At 73.8% G+C, this 17152-nt stretch carries 16 protein-coding genes; 4 read left to right on the top strand and 12 right to left on the bottom strand.

What is annotated here, in order from left to right:
• Positions 1-131: 131 nt before the first annotated feature.
• The 5 genes from FE374_RS02690 to FE374_RS20160 all read right to left on the bottom strand — a co-directional run bounded on the left by FE374_RS02690 (position 132) and on the right by FE374_RS20160 (position 3893).
• Positions 132-413 carry a dsRBD fold-containing protein gene (locus tag FE374_RS02690; protein ID WP_139927124.1) on the bottom strand — a complete coding sequence of 94 codons (282 nt, stop codon included), beginning with the start codon at positions 411-413 and terminating at the stop codon, positions 132-134.
• 74 nt (positions 414-487) lie between these two features.
• Complete coding sequence (locus FE374_RS02695) at positions 488-751, bottom strand: dsRBD fold-containing protein (protein WP_139927125.1); 264 nt, start codon at positions 749-751, stop codon at positions 488-490.
• 58 nt (positions 752-809) lie between these two features.
• Positions 810-1724, bottom strand: a complete 915-nt coding sequence (locus FE374_RS02700) for a DUF4031 domain-containing protein (RefSeq protein WP_139927126.1) — start codon at positions 1722-1724, stop codon at positions 810-812.
• An 85-nt stretch (positions 1725-1809) separates the two neighbouring features.
• Positions 1810-2100 carry a WXG100 family type VII secretion target gene (locus FE374_RS02705; RefSeq protein ID WP_139927127.1) on the bottom strand — a complete coding sequence of 97 codons (291 nt, stop codon included), beginning with the start codon at positions 2098-2100 and terminating at the stop codon, positions 1810-1812.
• Positions 2101-2387: 287 nt separating this feature from the next.
• Positions 2388-3893, bottom strand: a complete 1506-nt coding sequence (locus FE374_RS20160) for an HD domain-containing protein (RefSeq protein ID WP_139927128.1) — start codon at positions 3891-3893, stop codon at positions 2388-2390.
• Between the two features lie 194 nt (positions 3894-4087).
• Between FE374_RS20160 and FE374_RS02715 the strand changes: the two genes are divergently transcribed.
• Genes FE374_RS02715 through FE374_RS02730 form a run of 4 tightly spaced genes read left to right on the top strand, consistent with a single transcriptional unit; the run spans position 4088 to position 9643 of the window.
• Positions 4088-6355: an HAD-IB family hydrolase gene (locus tag FE374_RS02715; protein ID WP_139927129.1), complete on the top strand. Its 2268-nt coding sequence runs from the start codon at positions 4088-4090 to the stop codon at positions 6353-6355.
• Complete coding sequence (locus FE374_RS02720; RefSeq protein WP_139927130.1) at positions 6352-7200, top strand: SDR family NAD(P)-dependent oxidoreductase; 849 nt, start codon at positions 6352-6354, stop codon at positions 7198-7200. Before FE374_RS02715 ends, FE374_RS02720 begins: the two co-directional genes overlap by 4 nt.
• Positions 7197-7958, top strand: a complete 762-nt coding sequence (locus FE374_RS02725) for a lysophospholipid acyltransferase family protein (RefSeq protein ID WP_139927131.1) — start codon at positions 7197-7199, stop codon at positions 7956-7958. The genes FE374_RS02720 and FE374_RS02725 overlap by 4 nt, the downstream gene beginning before the upstream one ends.
• Positions 7955-9643: an FAD-binding oxidoreductase gene (locus FE374_RS02730; RefSeq protein ID WP_230978435.1), complete on the top strand. Its 1689-nt coding sequence runs from the start codon at positions 7955-7957 to the stop codon at positions 9641-9643. Before FE374_RS02725 ends, FE374_RS02730 begins: the two co-directional genes overlap by 4 nt.
• On the opposite strand, the gene FE374_RS02735 is transcribed toward FE374_RS02730, so the two are convergent.
• The 7 genes from FE374_RS02735 to FE374_RS02765 form a co-directional block, all read right to left on the bottom strand.
• Positions 9603-11240, bottom strand: coding sequence for a sensor histidine kinase (locus FE374_RS02735; RefSeq protein ID WP_223173624.1), 1638 nt, complete (start codon positions 11238-11240; stop codon positions 9603-9605). The two genes, FE374_RS02730 and FE374_RS02735, sit on opposite strands and share 41 nt — an antisense overlap.
• Positions 11240-12007 (bottom strand): response regulator transcription factor, encoded by a 768-nt coding sequence (locus FE374_RS02740; protein WP_139927132.1) that lies wholly within the window; start codon positions 12005-12007, stop codon positions 11240-11242. The genes FE374_RS02735 and FE374_RS02740 overlap by 1 nt, the downstream gene beginning before the upstream one ends.
• Before the next feature lie 68 nt (positions 12008-12075).
• Positions 12076-12927 (bottom strand): PhzF family phenazine biosynthesis protein, encoded by an 852-nt coding sequence (locus FE374_RS02745; RefSeq protein ID WP_139927133.1) that lies wholly within the window; start codon positions 12925-12927, stop codon positions 12076-12078.
• A 42-nt stretch (positions 12928-12969) separates the two neighbouring features.
• Positions 12970-13380 (bottom strand): hypothetical protein, encoded by a 411-nt coding sequence (locus FE374_RS02750; RefSeq protein WP_139927134.1) that lies wholly within the window; start codon positions 13378-13380, stop codon positions 12970-12972.
• A 306-nt stretch (positions 13381-13686) separates the two neighbouring features.
• Positions 13687-15246 carry an amidohydrolase gene (locus tag FE374_RS02755; RefSeq protein WP_230978436.1) on the bottom strand — a complete coding sequence of 520 codons (1560 nt, stop codon included), beginning with the start codon at positions 15244-15246 and terminating at the stop codon, positions 13687-13689.
• Positions 15247-15257: 11 nt separating this feature from the next.
• On the bottom strand, positions 15258-15824 hold the full coding sequence (locus FE374_RS02760) for an NYN domain-containing protein (RefSeq protein WP_139927135.1): 567 nt from the start codon (positions 15822-15824) through the stop codon (positions 15258-15260).
• Between the two features lie 76 nt (positions 15825-15900).
• Positions 15901-17148, bottom strand: coding sequence for an ROK family transcriptional regulator (locus FE374_RS02765; protein WP_139927136.1), 1248 nt, complete (start codon positions 17146-17148; stop codon positions 15901-15903).
• Between the last annotated feature and the right edge of the window lie 4 nt (positions 17149-17152).

Here is a 17152-nt window from a genome sequence, read left to right on the forward strand (position 1 = left end):
CTGACGAAACCTCGCCAATGACGTCCGCGGGGAAGGAAACGGCACGTTGCACGGTGCTGGCCGTCCACGTGGGGCTCAGTGCGGCGTCGGCTGCGCGCGTGCGCTCCGGGTGCAGGCCATCCGCGCGTGCCTCAGGAGTGCAGGTGGACCTTGTGGTGCTCGACGGCGGCGATGTCGTCGGAGGTGGTCCTGAGCAGCCGGTCAGCCAAGTCCCGCAGGGCGCGAGCGGCCGCGAGCTCCTCGCCGATCTCCGGGACGTCCTGGTCGTCGGGGTTCAGCCGCGCCCTGCCGTAGCCGTCGAGGCTGCCACCCTGCGTGGTGGTCAAGGTCGCGTGCGCGGTCGTGATCGGGTCGTCGGAGCGGACCTCGTCGGCGGTGAACAGCTCGATCTTCACGGTCCAGGTGTGTGCCATGGCTGGCCCTTCTGGTTGTGGCTTTCACTCGGTTCCTGTTGCCGGGCGTGCCGTCGGCACGGCGGCGGCCGCGCTCAGCGAGCCAGGCGGATGCGCTGGTGCTCGAACTTCGACAGGTCGTCCGAGGTGGCCCGGAGCAGCCGGTCGGCCAGGTCCCGCAGCGCACGGGCGGTGGCCAGCTCCTGCCCCACTTCCGTGTGCGGTTCGTCGTCGGGGTTGCGGCGGGCGCGACCGTAGCCCTCGACCGTCTCGCCGTTCTGCTTGGTCAGCACGGCGTGGGCGGTGCCGTCGTCATCTCCGACGACGACGTCCACGGTGATCTTCCAGGTCTCGTTCATGTCGCACGCTCCTTGGGGTCCCCTCAATCGTCCGGCGCTTGCGGTCGCTTGTGAAGGGTCAGCCGGCGTCGAGCCGGACCAGCTCCGCGGCGACGTTGCGGCGGGCCGCCTGCTCCCACCGGCGGCGCCCCTCGGCCGAGGCGAACACATGCTCGTGCGCCAACAGGGTGCGCAGGACCTGCGCCCGCCCGCGGCGGAACTCGCAGTCGGGCACGTGGCCATACTCCGCCCGGACGGCCGCGGCATAGGCGGCGTAGCGCCGCGGCGAGGAGGCGAGGATCGCCAGGTCCGCGTCGCACAACGCCGCGCCCGCATGGTCCGTGACGTCCGGCTGGTGGGTGGCGGTGAGCCTGACCAGGCGGGCCACTTCGCCGGCCTCGGCGCCCGGAAGATAGGGGCCGAGGGTCGCGACCACCAGCTCCGCCGAGCGCTCCTCGTCCTGGCCGGGCACACCGTCGTACACCGCGTCGTGGAACCACGCGGCAAGCAGGACGGCGCGGGAGACTGGGCTCCCCGCGCCGTCGAGCGTCTCCAGGTGGTCGAGGACGTCGGCGAGGTGAACGTCGTCGTGGTAGCTGCGGTGCTCCTCTTGCCATCGGGTCAGCAGGTCGGCCCCGATCGCAGCCCAGGCGTCCTCGGCGACCGCGGGGTGGGCGACCTCGGCCCAGCGGCGGGTCAGGTCGGTGCGCCGACGGCGGGTGCGCTCGGCGTCGCGTGCCCCGCCCGGTACGCGCAGACCCGAGGCACGCAGCCGGACGAGGAGCTCGCGGCCGGAGACCGATACCGCCCCTGCGGCGAGGAGGGCGGGGATGCGGTCGGCGGGGACGTCGTAGTGGTCGAGATCGAACGCCCGTGGGGGCACACCGGCCGCGCGCGCGAACGCGTGCAGCTCCTCGAGGGACGTGTCCGAGACCATGTGGGCCCACACGGTGCCGTGGGCGGGCCAGCGGGGCGGGTCGACGAGGATGGCCACGTTCGCGATGCTACGGGTCGCCCGGGATGGCCGGTCGGCCCGGTGGGGTTCGTGTGCAGGCATCCGGGGAGGCGGGCCGAGGCGACTACCGGGCGAAGAGACCGTGCGCATGCACCTCCGCGTCGTCGTAGGAGCGGGCCGCTGCGTCCAGCGCGACCGTGATCTGCTCGAGGGCCGACTCGACCTGGGCCTGCGTGACGCGCCACTGATCCGCGCAGGCACCGAAGGCGGTAGACGCGACGCCGGTCCACGTGCCTTGGAGCTGCACGAGGTGACCCATCATGGCTGCGACCTCGCCGCGGATCGTGCCGGCGGCGGCGCGGGTGAGCGCGGCGGCCTGGGCGACCTCGGCGCTGTCGACCTGATATCTGGCCATGGAACCTCCTCGTCCGGTGTCGCGGCCGGGTGTCGCGACCACGAGGACGACGCTACGGACGCGGACCCACAGTCGGCGCAGCCGGGCGCGGGCTCTGTGGACGAGCGGGCGTCAGGCGTCAGCTCCGCATGCGCCGGCCCGCAGACCTATGGGCCTGCGAGCGCGAGGCGACATCTTCGCAGGACTTGACCAGGCGCGCCGAAGGCGACTCGTGGAGCAAGGACATGTCGCCGAGGAGATGACATGTCGCGGAGAAGATGACATGTCGCGGGACAAAGCGTGAGGGGTTAGCGGGGGCGCTTCTCGCGCTTCTTGTCCCCCTTGCGGCGCGGCCGCTCGAAGAGCTCGGGCTCCCGCTCCATCCCGTGCTGGGGCACCTGGAACACCCGCTCCGTCGTGGCCGGCTCACTGGCGTCGAGCGACTCACCGGGCGGGGCAGCCGTGGGTGATCCTCCCGGGGGCGGTTCCCCAGGCAGCGGACCAGCCGGCAGCAGCCGGGCGGTCGAGGGACCGGAGGTCGGCTCCTCGCGCTCCGGCATCCCAGGCGGCGTGGCCGGCTCGGCGTCTCCGACGCCGTCCTCCTCCGCCTCGAGCTCGGGGGAGGGCGCGGAGTACGTGCGCACGTGCCGGCGCTCGCGGAACGCGGCGGTGGCCTCGTCGCGCTCGGCCCGGGCGGCCTGAAGCCGGTCCCGCTCGCCCCGCGCCCGCTCGACGCGCTCCTTGGCCAGCTTCACCGCCAGGTCGATGCGCTCGCGCGAGCTCTGCGCCACCAGCCGCCGGTCGTCGGTCAGCCGCTCCTCGCGGGCGCGGGCCCCCAGGGGGCCGAGGTCGTCCGGCAGCGACTCCAGCGAGGAGCTGCGCGGCGCGATGGGGCGGCCGAGGTCGTCCTTCACAGGCGCCTCACCGGGCAGCACTGCCGCCCCGCGCAGGCGCGGCGGCACGGGTGCGGCGTCGTCGACCGTGACGGGGGAAGGGGCGAAGTGCAGGACGCCGACGTGGTCGGGCCGGGCGAGGCGAGAGGCGGCGACGTCCGACCGCCCGACGTCGGGCACAAAACCCTGCGCCGCCTCGGCCTCGACCACGGAGTCGCCGGGCTGCGGCTCGCCCATCTTGGCCAGCTCGCCCTGCAGGCGCTCGAGCTCGGCCCGCAGGTTCTCCCGTGCGGTGTCCTCCCACTGGGCGCCCAGCGGGCTGAGGAACAGGTGCCGGCGGCCGAGAAGCTTGTTGACGATCGCCGTGCGGCCCTCGACGTAGTGCCGCGTGGGCAGGTGCGCGTACTCCTCGCGGACCGCGTGCCGGTAGGCGCGGTAACGCTGCGGCTCGGCGGCGAGGATTGCAAGGTCCGCGTCGCACAGGGCGAGGGAGTCGATGTCCTTCGGGTCGGCGTCGTGGCGCCGGAGGTTGAGGATCAGGTCCGCGATCCGCGCGGTGACCTTGGCGGGCACACCGAGGGCGGACAGCTCCTCCTTGACCAGGTCCGCGGACGCCCGCTCGTCCTCGCCGCCGCTGCGGGCGTACGCCTTGATGGCCGTGGCGTTGAACACCGCCCCGTGGTACCAGGCCGCCAGGCGGACGACGTCGGGGTGGTGGGTCTCCTCGGCGAGCTCGTCGACCCGTGCGAGGACGTCGACGAGGTGCTTGAGGTTGTGAAAGTGGCGGTCCGGCTCCTGCCAGCGTGTCAAGAGCCTGCGGCAGGTCTCCTCAATCGCCTCACGGTCGGCGGTGGCGCCGACGGCGAGGACGCTGCGGACGAAGGCGGAGGGCAACCATTGCGGTACGTCGGTGACGCCCATGGCTCCGTTCCCTTGACGGTTCGTGTCCAGATTCGATCGTAGACCGCCGCCTCGCAGCGGCAAGCGGCGCAGGTCCCGTTGGGGACGGCGGTGGCGGGTCTCACGCGCGCCGGTGCCCGCCTCCGACGGTGCGGGGGCGGCACGGGGACGGGCAGTGGCGGGGCAGGTGGACCGGCCCCGGTATTGTCAGCGGAATGTCGTCATCCCTGGATGGGGCGCATGTGCTCCTCACGGGCGCCACCGGCTTCGTCGGGCAGGCCGTCCTGGAGAAGCTGCTCTCCTCTTATCCCTCCACCCGCGTGAGCGTCCTGGTACGCCCGCGCGGGGACCTCACCGCGCAGCAACGCGTGGACAAGCTCCTGCGCAAGCCGGTGTTCCGCAGCTGGCGCGCCGCCGTCGGCGAGGAGGCCGCCGCCGTCGCCGTGCGCGAGCGGGTCACGGTGATCGAGGGCGACCTCGGCGCGCTGCCGGCCCTGCCCAATGACGTCGACGTCGTCCTCCACTCCGCCTCCACGGTCTCCTTCGACCTGCCCATCGACGAGGCCTTCGCGGCCAACGTCGGCGGCCCCCTGTCGCTGTACGAGGCGCTCGCGGCCACGGGGTCCGACCCGCACGTCGTGCATGTCTCCACCAGCTACGTCGCCGGCCTGCGCAAGGGCGTGGCCGAGGAGCGGGCCCTGGACCACCAGGTCGACCACCACCTCGAGCACGAGCAGGCGCTGGCCGCCCGCGCGGAGGCCGAGCGGGCCTCGCGCAGCCCCGAGGTGCTGCGCACGCTGCTCGCCGACGCGCAGGCCAAGCACCGCCGCGCGGGCGCCGGTGCGGTGGCCGAGGCCGCCGAGGAGGCCCGCCAGGACTGGGTGCGCCACGAGCTCGTCGAGGCCGGCCGCACCCGGGCGCACACCCTGGGCTGGACCGACGTGTACACGTTCACCAAGGCGCTCGGCGAGCGGGTCGCCGAGGACCTGTGGGCCGGCGCCGGCCACCGCCTGTCGGTGGTGCGCCCCACGATCATCGAGTCCGCGCTCAAGCACCCGTACCCGGGCTGGATCGACGGCTTCAAGGTGGCCGACCCGCTCATCGCCGCCTACGGGCGCGGCATGCTGCCGGAGTTCCCTGCCCTGGCCGACACGGTGCTCGACGTCATCCCGGTCGACTTCGTCGTCAACGCCATCCTCGCCGCGGCGGCCGAACCGCCGGCGGCCGGCTCGGCCCACTACTTCCAGGTCTGCTCCGGGATCACCAACCCGCTGCCCCTGGGACGCTTGGTGCGGCTGGTGCGCGAGTATTTCAAGGCCAACCCGCTCACGGACGCCGAGGGCGCCCACGTGCAGGTGCCCGCCTGGTCCTTCCCGCACACCGGGGCGGTGGAGCGGGCCCTGACCCGGCGCGAGCGCGCCGTCGACCTCGCCGACCGGGCGGTGGGCCGCCTGCCCGCCACCCAGCGCACCCGCGGCTGGATCTCCACCCTGCACCGGGCCCGCCGCGACCTCGGCACCCTGCGCAAGTTCACCGAGCTCTACCAGCCCTACACCCAGACCGAGGTGATCTTCGACGACGCCCGGCTGCGCGCCCTGCACGCCGCCCTGCCCGCCGAACGGCAGGACGCGCACGGCTTCGACGTCACCGAGATCGACTGGCGGCACTACCTCCAGGACGTCCACATCCCCAAGGTGCCCGGTCTCATGCGCAGCCGCGGCGGTTCCTCCGCGCCCACCGCGCCGCGGGAGCTGATCGCCCGCGACGACGTCGTGGCGGTCTTCGACCTGCAGCGCACCGTGGCGGCGGCGACCCTCGTCGAGCAGTACCTGTGGGTCGAGCTCGCCGCGAAGCCCGCCACCCAGTGGCCGGCGTCGCTGGCCAACCTGGTCGCGCTCGGCCCGCGCTACCTCCAGGCCGAGCGCCGCGACCGCGGCGACTTCATCCGCACGTTCATGCGCCGCTACGAGGGCATGAACGAGGCGGAGCTGCGCGCGATCATCGCGGAGAAGGTCACCCACTCGCTGCGCCGCGGCCTGCTCCAGGAGGCCCTCGCCCGGGTCGCGGAGCACCGCGCCGCCGGGCACCGCACCGTGCTGCTCACCGGGGAGATCGACGTCTTCGTCGAGCCGCTCGCCCCGATCTTCGACCACATCGTCGCCGGCAAGATGGAGGTGGGCCCGGACGGACGCTGGACCGGGCACCTCGCCAGCTCGCCCCTGGTGGGGGAGGCCCGCGCCGCCTGGCTGCGGCGCTACGCCCGCGAGGAGGGGCTGGACCTGACCGGCTCCTACGCCTACGGCGACAGCTACGCCGACCGGTCCTGGCTCGAGGTGGTGGGCAACCCCCATGCGGTCAACCCCGACGCGAGCCTCTACCGTTATGCCAAGGCGCGGCGGTGGCCCGTCCTGAGCTGGACAACGACCGTGGAGGGCCGGCTGTCCCCGGTCCTGCGGAGCATCAAGGGGGCTGGGAAGGCATGAGCGTGGGCAGCGGGCAGCGACCAGCGACCCGTGGGACGGCACGACGGCGTCCCACCCCCGCGCCGGGCAGCGTGCTGCGCGGCCGGGCGATGGTCACCGGCGGCACGTCCGGCATCGGGCTGTCCTTCGCGCACGCCCTCGCCGCCCGCGGCTGCGACCTCGTCCTGGTCGCCCGGGACACCGCCCGGCTGGAGAAGACCGCCGAGCAGCTGCGCTGGCGCTACGGCGTCGACGTCGAGCCGCTGCGCGCCGACCTGGCCGACCGGGCGGACGTCGACACCGTCGCCGCCCGGCTGGTCGACGAGGACCGCCCGGTGGAGATCCTCGTCAACAACGCCGGCCGCGGCCTGCACGTGAGCCTCCTCGACGCCGACACCGCCGTGCACGAGAGCGCCCTGGACCTCATGGTCCGCGCCGTGATGGTGCTCGGCGGCGCGGCCGGCCGGGCGATGCGCGGGCGCAGGCACGGGGTCATCATCAACGTCTCCTCCGTGGCCGGGCTGATCCCCATGGGTCTGTACTCCGCGATCAAGTCCTGGGTGCGCACCTACTCCGAGAGCCTGGCCCTCGAGCTGTCCGGCAGCGGGGTGCGGGTCAACACCCTCCTGCCCGGCTGGGTCCGCACCGAGTTCCACGACCGGGCCGGCATCCGCGCCGGCTCCGTCCCCGGCGCGCTGTGGCTGGAGGCCGACGCCGTCGTCGCCCGCTGCCTCGCCGACGTCGAGCGGGGCCGGCTGCGCTCCGTGCCGTCCAAGCGGTTCACCGTGCTCGCGTTCCTCGCCGAGCACGGCCCCCGGCCCGCCGTGCGGCGGGTCACCGGGCTGCTCAAGAAGGGTCGGAGATGACCATGCTGAGCCTGAGTCGGTATCACGCGAGATGGCACCGGTGGGCGCGGTTCGTCGCCCAACGGGTCGTGCTGCGGTCGGTGGTGCGCTCGGTCACCCGGGTCACCGTCGAGGGTGCCCGCAACGTCGACGGGCTGGCGGGGCCGTTCGTCGTCGTCGCGAACCACACCAGCCACCTCGACGCCGCGCTGATGGTCAGCCACCTGCCCCGGCGGGTCACCGCGCACCTGGCGGTCGCGGCCGCCGCGGACTACTTCTACAAGCAGTGGTGGATCACGGCACCCACCTCACTGTTCTTCAACTCCTACCCGGTCCACCGCACCGGCGGCGGGCGCGGCAAGGGCATGTCGATGCGGCTGCTCGCCGCCGGCCTGCCGGTGCTGATCTTCCCCGAGGGCACCCGCAGCCGTGACGGCGAGATGAAGCACTTCAAGCCCGGCGCGGCCGCGCTGTGCGTGGGCCAGGACGTGCCCTGCGTGCCGATCGCGCTCATCGGCACCAACGAGGCGATGCCCGTGGGCCGGTCCTGGCCCGTGCCCGGCCGCCTGCCCGTGCGCATGCTCGTCGGGCGCCCGATGCGGCCGCTGCCCGGTGAGCGGGTCCAGGACTTCAACCGCCGCGTGGAGGCCCGCATCGCCACCATGCTCACCATGCAGACGCCCTACGTGCTCGCGGACGGACCGCAGGACGCCGGGTCGCACGATCTCGCTGCGCGCGAGGACGCGCCGCAGCACAATGCGCAGGAGGAGGCTTCGTGAACGGTGTCACGCACCAGAAGTGGTGGGGCTGGGGCGTGGAGGGCATCGCCTTCCACCACGAGGACAAGCCCAACATGGCGCCGTTCGTCATGAAGGTGATCGGCATCGACCTCCACGCCCCCGGCACCCCGCCGCCGGCGTTCGAGGACCTCGCCGTGCCGGGCTCGCGCATGGGCGAGGATCTCGCCGCCCGCCTGGGCTCCGCCGTCGGCGAGGAGCACGTGGTCACCGACGACCTCGACCGCGTGGTCCACACCTACGGCAAGGGCCTGGCGGACCTGGTGCGCGTGCGCGTCGGGGACCTGCCCCGGGTGCCCGACGTCGTCGTCTACCCCGCCGACGAGGACCAGGTGCGGGCGGTGGTCGACGCCGTCGTCGCCGCCGACGCCGTGCTCATCCCCTTCGGTGGCGGCTCGAACATCTCCGGCTCGCTCACCCCGCCGGCGGACGAGCAGCGCGTGATCGTCTCCCTGGACCTGGGCCGGATGAACCGCGTGCTCGAGATCGACGAGGCCGCCGGGCTGGCCCGCATCCAGGCCGGCGTGCTCGGCCCGGACATGGAGGAGCAGCTCACCGCGCGCGGCTGGACGATGGGCCACCAGCCCGACAGCTTCCGCCACTCCACCCTGGGCGGGTGGATCGCCACCCGCTCCTCGGGCATGCAGTCGGACAAGTACGGCGACATCGCCGACATCACCCGCGGCCTGCGGATGGTCCAGCCCGGCAAGGTGGTGGTGCTGCGGCCGCTGCCCTCGACGTCCTCCGGGCCAAGCGTGCGCGAGATGATCCTGGGCTCGGAGGGGCGCCTCGGCGTGATCACCGAGGCGTGGGTCAACGTGCACCGTGTGCCGGAGAACCGCGAGATCATCGCCTACCTCTTCCCCAGCTGGGCGGCCGGGGTGGCCGCGATGCAGGACATCTCCGCCTCCGACGCCGCGCCGTCGGTCACCCGCGTCTCCGACGCCAACGAGACGCAGTTCTCCCTGTCCACCCAGAAGAAGAGCAAGGGCATCAAGGGCAAGGTGTCCAAGGCGCTCTTCGCCGTCCTCGAGCGCCGCGGCTGGGACCTGCAGAACGCGTGCCTGTCCTACATCGGCTACGAGGGCTCCGCCGAGCATGTCACCCGCACCAAGGCGATCGTCTGGAAGATCATCAAGGCGCACGGCGGCATCAAGCTCGGCACCGGGCCGGGCTCCCTGTACGACCAGAAGAAGTTCGACACCCCCTACATCCGGGACTTCCTCCTGGACATCGGCGCCATGGGCGACGTCTCGGAGACGGCGGCGCCCTGGTCGAAGCTCATGGACGTGCACTCCGGCACGGTCCGCGCCGCCCGAGAGGCGTTCGCGCAGCTGGGCGTAAAGGGCTTCGTCATGTGCCACCTCTCGCACAGCTACCACTCCGGGGCATGCCTGTACTTCACGTTCGCGTTCCCGCCGGGTGTGGAGTCCGCCGAGGAGCAGCTCGAGCGGTACTGGGTGGTCAAGAGCGCGATCCAGCAGTCTTTCGTGGACAACGGCGCGACCATCTCCCACCACCACGGTGTGGGCACCGACCACTCGCGCTGGCTCGAGGACGACATCTCCGAGGCCGGCACCGACGTGATGGTGGCGCTGCTGCGCGGCGTGGACCCGGGCCGGAACCTCAACCCCGGGACGTTGCTGCCGGCGCACCGGGAGTGGTGACGGGGCCGGTCGCCGGCTGAGCCTCCTCGGCGGGCGTGGGCGCCGGCGGCCCGTCGGGCTGCGGCGCGGCGGGCTGCGGCCCAGGGAGCTGCGGCCCAGGGAGCTGCGGCCCAGGGAGCTGCGGCCCAGGGAGCTGCGGCCCGGCGACCGGCACCGCGACCTCCACGGTCGTCCCACCGCCGGGCGTGGGCGCCAATCGCACCCCGCCGCGGTGGGTGCCCACGATCGCGGCGACGATCGCCAGGCCCAGCCCGGAGCCGCCGGAGCTGCGGGTGCGGGACGGGTCGACCCGGTAGAAGCGCTCGAAAACCCGGCTCGCGTCCTCCGCCGAGATGCCCGGGCCGTGGTCACGCACCTCGACCAGGGCCCAGCCCGGCTCCGGCACGCCGACCGCGATCTCGACCGGGGTGCCCGGCGGCGTGTGCTGCAGCACGTTGCCCATGAGGTTGGCCACCACCTGCCGGATCTTGTTCTCGTCGGCCCGCACCACCAGCGCCTGCGGCAGCGCGCCGCCCGGTTCGAGGGCGACGACGGCGGCGGCCCGGTCGGGAGCCAGCGCGTGCAGGTCCGCGACGGCGTCGGCCGCGACGGCGGCGAGGTCGACCGGGCCGAGCTCGAGCGGGCGCCCCTCGTCCAGCCGCGCGAGCAGCAGCAGGTCCTCGACGAGCGCGCCCATCCGCTTCGCCTCGGACTCGATGCGGGCCATCGCCTGCCCGGTGTCCTCCACCCCGCCCATGCGGTACAGCTCGCCGTACCCGCGGATGGTGGACAGCGGGGTGCGTAGCTCGTGCGAGGCGTCCGAGACGAACTGGCGCATCCGTCGCTCCGAGGCCTGCTGGGCGCCGAAGGAGGCCTCGATCTGGGTGAGCATGACGTTCAGCGAGCGGGCCAGGGACCCCACCTCCGTCGTCGCCGGTGGTGTGGGGACGCGGCGGGACAGGTCACCCGCGGCGATGGCGCCCGCCGTCGCCTCGATCTCCCGTAGCGGGCGCAGCGACCGGCGCACCGCAGCCCAGGCGGCCACGGCACCCAGCGCCGCGATCACCAGCCCGGACAGGAGCAGCAGCCGCCCGATGCTCGTGGTGGTGGCGTACGTGGGGTACAGCGGCAGCGCGACCGTGACCGCACCCACCGGCTCGCGGCCGATCGGGAAGGTCACCGCGCGCCAGCTGGGAGAGCCGCCCGCGCCGGGGAGCGTGACGGGCCGGGGGCGTTCGTCGCGCAGTGCGTCGAGGTCCACCGCGGGCAGCCGGGGTCGGCCGATCTCTTCGACGACGTGCGGGTTGGGCACCTCGTAGACCCGCCCGGTGCCGTCCTGGATCGCGACGTAGTAGTTCGACGGCAGCACGGTGGGCCGCTCGCGCCGGTCGATCAGCTGCTCGAAGCTCTCCTGTGCCAGCACGCCACCGCGGGAGGTGAGCTCCTCGTCGACCTGGCCGATCAGGTGCGCGCGCAGGACCGTCACCGTCGTGACGCCGGCGCCCGCCAGTCCGATCAGCAGCAGGATCGTGATGATCGCGACCAGCCGGCCGCTGAGGGGGACGGCGCGCCAGCGATCGGACACGCGCCCGAGCGCCGGGTGGAGGCGGCCGGGCATCAGCGCTGCTGCCGCCGCAGCACGTATCCGATGCCGCGGCGGGTCTGGATGAGCGGGACGAGGTCGGCGTCGTCGGCCAGGCCCAGGGCGGCCGGGGTGTCGATCTTGCGGCGCAGGTAGGAGATGTAGGACTCCACGATGGCGGCGTCGCCCGTGAAGTCGTAGTCCCAGACGTGGTCGAGGATCTGGGACTTGGAGACCACCCGCTCGGCGTTGATCATCAGGTACCGCAGCAGCTTGAACTCGGTGGGGGACAGGTCGACGAGCCGGCCGGCGCGGCGCACCTCGTGGGCGTCCTCGTCCAGCTCCAGGTCGGCGTACCGCAGCACGGCGCCGTCGTCGTCGGCCAGCGGGCGGGTGCGCCGCAGGATCGCGCGGATGCGGGCGACGACCTCCTCGAGGCTGAACGGCTTGGTGACGTAGTCGTCCCCGCCGACCGTGAGCCCTTGCACCTTGTCCGTCATGTCGTCCCGGGCGGTCAGGAACAGCACCGGGATGGCCTCGGCATGCGCGCGGAGCCGGCGCAGCACGGTGAAGCCGTCCATGTCCGGGAGCATGACGTCGAGGACCACCAGGTCCGGGCTGGTCTGCGCGGCGGCCTTCAGGGCGGCGTTGCCGTCCTCGGCCGTGACGACGTCGAAGCCCGCGAAGCGCAGCGAGGCGGACAGGAGCTCACGGATGCTCGGCTCGTCGTCGACGACCAGGAGCCGCGCCTCGGCCGGCTTCTCGCCCGTCACGGCCCCGCGGGGCGCGGAGGAGGTGTCCATGAGCGCCAGTGTGCCGCGGTCGGCTGGGCATTTCCTGGGAGAGTGCTGGGTTCCGGCCCACCCTGACGTCAGAGGTGCACCGTGCCCTCGACGATGGTCACGGTGTCGCCCGCCACCCAGATCTCGCCGTCGGCGGCGGTGACGTGCACGCGTCCCGCCCGGCCCAGCACGGTGCCCTGGGCGGCCACGTACGCCGCGGGTGCCTGACCGGTGTCCATGAGCCAGCGCGCCAGCCCGGCGTTGAAGCTGCCGGTGACGGGGTCCTCCACCCCGGTGCCCATGAGCGCCCGCACCTCGAAGTCCGGGCGGTCGTCCCCGCCGGCGGCGCCGTCGTCCTCGGGGTAGGGGCCGACGACGCCGACGAACAGGTCGCCGAGCGCGGCGTAGTCCGGGCGGACGGCGAGGACCTGCTCGGCCGACGCGAGCCGCAGCCCGACCCACACCGGGCCGTTGACCAGCCAGGAGCTGTCGAGGACGTCTGCGGGGTCCAGCCGCAGCCCGGCGGTGGCGCGGGCCAGCGTGTCGGCGTCGAGCGGCTCGTACCGGGTCAGCGGCGGGCCGGCGAACGCCCACCGGGCACCCGCCTCTCGCAGCTCGACCAGTCCGGCGGCGCACTCCTGGACCAGCCGGCCGGGCGCGCGCGGGGTGTGCCCGGCGGCCCGCCAGGCGTGCGCCGAGCCGAGGGTGGGATGCCCCGCGAAGGGGAGCTCACCGCCGGTGGTGAAGATCCGCAGCCGGTAGTCGGCCTCCGGCGTGGTGGGCGGGAGCAGGAACGTGGTCTCCGACAGGTTCGTCCAGCGGGCGAATGCCTGCATGTCGTGGTCGGTGACGCCGTCGCCGTCCACGACGACGGCGACCGGGTTGCCCCGGTAGGGCTCGGCGGAGAAGACGTCGACCTGGGCGAAGCGGCGTGCGGTCATGGCGGCACGCTACCCGCGGCTTGCTCGACGGCGCGGCACCCGTCAGCTGACCACGCTCACCCACACGGACCACTCGCGCGAGGCGAGCTCGGCGGCGTCGTACGTGAATGTGTAGGCCGTCGCCCCGGAGGCGACGCGCAGCACGTAGGCAGGACCCTCCGGCACGCCGTCGAGGGTGACCTCCCAGCGGCAGCCCGAGTCAGAGGCCCGTGGTGCGCCGGTCAGGCCCGCCTCGGCCAGCGGGGTGCCGGACGGGTCGGAGAGCGTGACGGTGGCGCCGTCGAAGAACGTGCCGGCGTAGTCGGCGGCGGTGCAGGGGGCGCCGGGCAGGGCCATGGCGTCGCTGACCACCACGTCGAGGGCGTGGACCTCGGCGTCGGCGCCGTGCGCGGCGTCCGCCGGCAACCGCATCCCGACGACGGCGGCGGCCAGGACCGCGAGACCGACCGGCACCAGCCATGGCGACCGGCGCCTGGGCTGCCGGGCGTGGCGTGGCGGGACGGCTCTGGGTTGCGGTGCCGGTGCTGCCACCGGCGCAGGTTCGCGGACGGGCGTCGGTCGCCGCACGGGAATCGGCCGCAGGGCGGCCTGCAAGCCGGTGACGTCGTAGCCGCGTGCGCCCATTCCGTTCCCCCTGGTGTCCGTGTGACAGGAGTGACGGTAGTGAACAGGTGTCGGGAAGGGGAGGTGAACGGTCGTCGCGCAACACAATCGAGATAGGGACGGCGGTCGCCGTCTCTCGCCGGAAGGGAGCGGGCGTTATCGGGCGTCGTGCGTGACCCGGCCGGCCACCAGGGTCGTGGCCACCCGCATGCCACGTAGCCGGGCGGCCGCCTCCGCCGTCGTCGCGGACGGGGTGAGCGGGTCGGCGTCGAGGAGGGCGACGTCACCGGCCGAGCCGACGGCGAGCGTGCCGCGCCGGTCCGTGCTCGCCGCGAGTGCCTCGGCCGCGGTGAGCTGCTGCTCGGGGTGCCACGGGGCTCGGTCGTCGCCGCTGCGGTGGACCGCGGCGGCCATGGCCAGCCACGGGTCGAGCGGGGCGACCGGGGCGTCGGAGCCCAGCGCCAGGACGACCCCCGCGTCAAGGAAATCCCGGAAGGCGAACGCGTGGCGGGTGCGACCGGGCCAGACCCGGTCGGCCACGTCCCGGTCGTCGAGCAGGTGGGCGGGCTGCACGCTGGCGACCACACCGAGCCGGACCATCATGGCGACGTCGTCGGGCGTGACGAGCTGGGCGTGCTCGATGCTGCCGTACGCGCCGGTGGCTGTGAACGCGGCCAGCGCGTGGCCGACCGCGGCGTCGCCGATGGCGTGCACCGCCACATTCAGCCCGCCCTCGGTCGCCCGGTGCAGCAGGATCTCGAGCTCGTCCGGTGGGACGGCCTGCACGCCGCGCGGGTGCGCGGGGTCGCCCGGCACGGGGTAGGGGGCGCGGCAGTGGGCGGTTCGGGTGTTGAGAGCGCCGTCGGTGATGACCTTCAGCGGCCCCATGGTCACCAGGCCGCGGGAGCCCAGCACCGTCATCCCCGCGCGCAGGTCCCGGTCGACGACGTCTTGCAGGTGGTCGGGGTAGACACCGGTGCGCACCCGCAGCAGGTCAAGACCGCGGTTGATCCGCTCAGGCCAAGCCTGCTCGTTCGGCGCGAACTCGAAGTCGACGACGCCGACGACACCGCGCGCGGCCGCACCCGTCAGGGCCTCGCGGTAGCCGGCACCCGCGGTCGTGCCCGGCAGCGCGGCGAGGCGAGGGAGCGCTTCGAACCAGGGCGTCTCGCGCACGAGGCCGTCGTCCTGGCTCCCCGCGGGCAGGCCGAGCAGGGCGCGCGCCGTGGAGCTGACCCAGCCGCAGTGCACGTCGCCCGAGAGCAGCACCACGGGGGTGCCGGCGGCGACGGCGTCGAGGGCGGCCAGGCTCGGCCGGTCGGCCCAGAGCGCGTCGCGGAAGCCGAAGCCGACGAGGGCGGCCGACCGGTCGCCCGAGGGCTCTGACCCCCGCCGTCGCGCGAGCGCGGCGGTGACCAGGTCGAGCACCTCGGCGGCGCTGGCGGCCCCGGAGAGGTTGAGCCGGCCGAAGGTGGCGGCCCACTGCCCCATGTGGACGTGGTTGTCCCACAGGCCCGGGACGGCCCAGCGGCCCTCGGCTTCGAGCACCTCCTCGCCGGCCGCGCGCGCGAGATGCGGCCCGACGGCGGTGATCACGCCGTCGGTGATCCGTACGTCGGCGGGCGCGCCCGCGCCGCCCGATCCGAGCCCGCCCGGGCGCGCCGGTACGAGCCGGGCCTGACGCACCAGGACGGAGGCGACCAGGTCGTCGCTCACCGCGCGCTCGGCTAGAGGTAGCGGACGGGGTCGAAGGAGGTGAGCGGGATGATCCGCACGCGGGGCAGGACGGCGTTGAACGCGCCCAGGTCGTCCTCCAGGTCGAAGACCTGCAGGCCACGGTCGGCCAGGTGCGCGAGCTCGGAGTTGAGGAACTCACGGAAGCACAGCACCCCCACGCGGCGCCCACTCTCGAGGAGGCGCTCGACCTGCGGGATGTAGTCGCCGTCGTGCGAGGCGAGCAGCACGTCGCCGTGGCCCTGCGCGAGGATCGCCTCCATCGTGCGCTGGATGCCGATGTCGACGACCTTCTCGGTGCCGGTGCCTGCCAGGGGGATCGGCCGGTAGTCCATCGCCAGCAGCGCCTGCACGAAGCTCATCGGCATCTGCCCGCTGGTGGCGTTGAGGAAGAACAGCCCGCGGGCCGGGTCCTGCCAGACCTCTTCCGTGAAGCTGAGGATCCGATCCCACCTGGGTCGCTCCGTGGGCTCGGGACGGCGGCCCAGCACGCTCATGCCGAGGGTGGCGTCGATGTTCTCTCCGTCGACGAGGAGGTATGTGGTGCGGGATTCGGACATGGGGCAATCGTAGACGTGCCCACCCCCACGGCGGTGGCACGACGGCGCGGTTCCGACGACGCGCGCGCCGGACCTGTCAGGCGACGCTGGTCGTGGTCGTCACCAGCTGGTCGACCTGGCCGGCCGCGAGGACGTGCTGGACGACGAGCGCCGCGGCGCCGAGCACCCCCGCACGCCCCGCCGTGCCCGCCCCGACGATCCTCAGGTGCTGCGTGGCCAGGGGCAGGGACCGGGTGTAGACGACCTCGCGGATGCCGGCGAGGAGGTGCTCGCCGGCATCGGCCACGATGCCGCCGATGACGATGACCGAGGGGTTGAGGAGGTTCACGCAGGCGGCCAGGACCCGGCCCACCGACCGCCCTGCCTCGCGGATGGCCAGGGCGGCGTCGGTGTTCCCGGATCGCAGGAGCTCCACCAGCGCGGTGTTGGTGGAGACGTCGTACCCCTTGGCGCGCAGAGTGGACGCCACGGCCCGGCCACTGGCGACCGCCTCCAGGCAGCCGACGTTGCCGCACCGGCACGTGATGTCCGGACCGCCGGGGACGGCGATGTGCCCCAGGTCGCCGGCGGCGCCCTGGGCGCCGCGCTGCAGCTCGCCGTGGCTGATGATGCCCGCCCCGATGCCGGTGGCGATCTTGACGAAGAGCAGGTCGTCGACCGTCGGCCACACGGCGGCGTGCTCGCCGAGCGCCATGATGTTGACGTCGTTGTCCACGAGGATCGGCGTGCCGAGGGCTCGACCCATGAACCCGGCCACGTCGAAGCCGTCCCAGCCGGGCATGAGCGGAGGGCTGACGGGGTGGCCCGTGCTGTGCTCGACGGGGCCGGGCAGCCCGACCCCCGCGCCGGCGAGGTCCGCGGTCGACCGGCCGGTCCGCTCGAGGAGCGCCTGGAACTGTGTGAGCACGGCGTTCAGCACGGCGACGGGCCCGTCCGCCACGGCGAGGTCGAGGGCCTCCTCCGCGAGCACGGTGGCAGCGAGGTCCGTCACCGCGACGCGCGTCCGGCTGACCCCGATGTCGGCGGCGAGGACCAGGCGTGCTTCTGGTCGGAACGCGAACGTCGCGGGCGGACGGCCCCCCGTGGAGGCGGCCTCACCGGTCGGGGCGACCAGCCCGGTGGCCAGCAGCTCGTCGACCCGGGCGGCCACGGTCGAGCGCGCCAGCCCCGTCACCGCCGCCAGGTCGGCGCGGGTGCGGGGCGCGCCGTCGCGCAGGAGCTGGAAGATCGCTCCTGCCGCGTTCGGTCGGGGCTCGGTGTCGCCGCGCCCGTTCTCGGCCGCCAGCGCGCGGGGGCCGACCGGGAACGACGTTCGGCTTGCCATGGGA

Source organism: Georgenia yuyongxinii (assembly GCF_006352065.1).
Lineage (GTDB): Bacteria > Actinomycetota > Actinomycetes > Actinomycetales > Actinomycetaceae > Georgenia > Georgenia yuyongxinii.

Coding starts and splice junctions, on each gene's coding strand:
- FE374_RS02690 (WP_139927124.1), bottom strand. CDS start 413: ATGGCACACACCTGGACCGTGAAGATCGAGCTGTTCACCGCCGACGAG.
- FE374_RS02695 (WP_139927125.1), bottom strand. CDS start 751: ATGAACGAGACCTGGAAGATCACCGTGGACGTCGTCGTCGGAGATGAC.
- FE374_RS02705 (WP_139927127.1), bottom strand. CDS start 2,100: ATGGCCAGATATCAGGTCGACAGCGCCGAGGTCGCCCAGGCCGCCGCG.
- FE374_RS20160 (WP_139927128.1), bottom strand. CDS start 3,893: ATGGGCGTCACCGACGTACCGCAATGGTTGCCCTCCGCCTTCGTCCGC.
- FE374_RS02715 (WP_139927129.1), top strand. CDS start 4,088: ATGTCGTCATCCCTGGATGGGGCGCATGTGCTCCTCACGGGCGCCACC.
- FE374_RS02720 (WP_139927130.1), top strand. CDS start 6,352: ATGAGCGTGGGCAGCGGGCAGCGACCAGCGACCCGTGGGACGGCACGA.
- FE374_RS02725 (WP_139927131.1), top strand. CDS start 7,197: ATGACCATGCTGAGCCTGAGTCGGTATCACGCGAGATGGCACCGGTGG.
- FE374_RS02735 (WP_223173624.1), bottom strand. CDS start 11,240: ATGCCCGGCCGCCTCCACCCGGCGCTCGGGCGCGTGTCCGATCGCTGG.
- FE374_RS02740 (WP_139927132.1), bottom strand. CDS start 12,007: ATGGACACCTCCTCCGCGCCCCGCGGGGCCGTGACGGGCGAGAAGCCG.
- FE374_RS02745 (WP_139927133.1), bottom strand. CDS start 12,927: ATGACCGCACGCCGCTTCGCCCAGGTCGACGTCTTCTCCGCCGAGCCC.
- FE374_RS02760 (WP_139927135.1), bottom strand. CDS start 15,824: ATGTCCGAATCCCGCACCACATACCTCCTCGTCGACGGAGAGAACATC.
- FE374_RS02765 (WP_139927136.1), bottom strand. CDS start 17,148: ATGGCAAGCCGAACGTCGTTCCCGGTCGGCCCCCGCGCGCTGGCGGCC.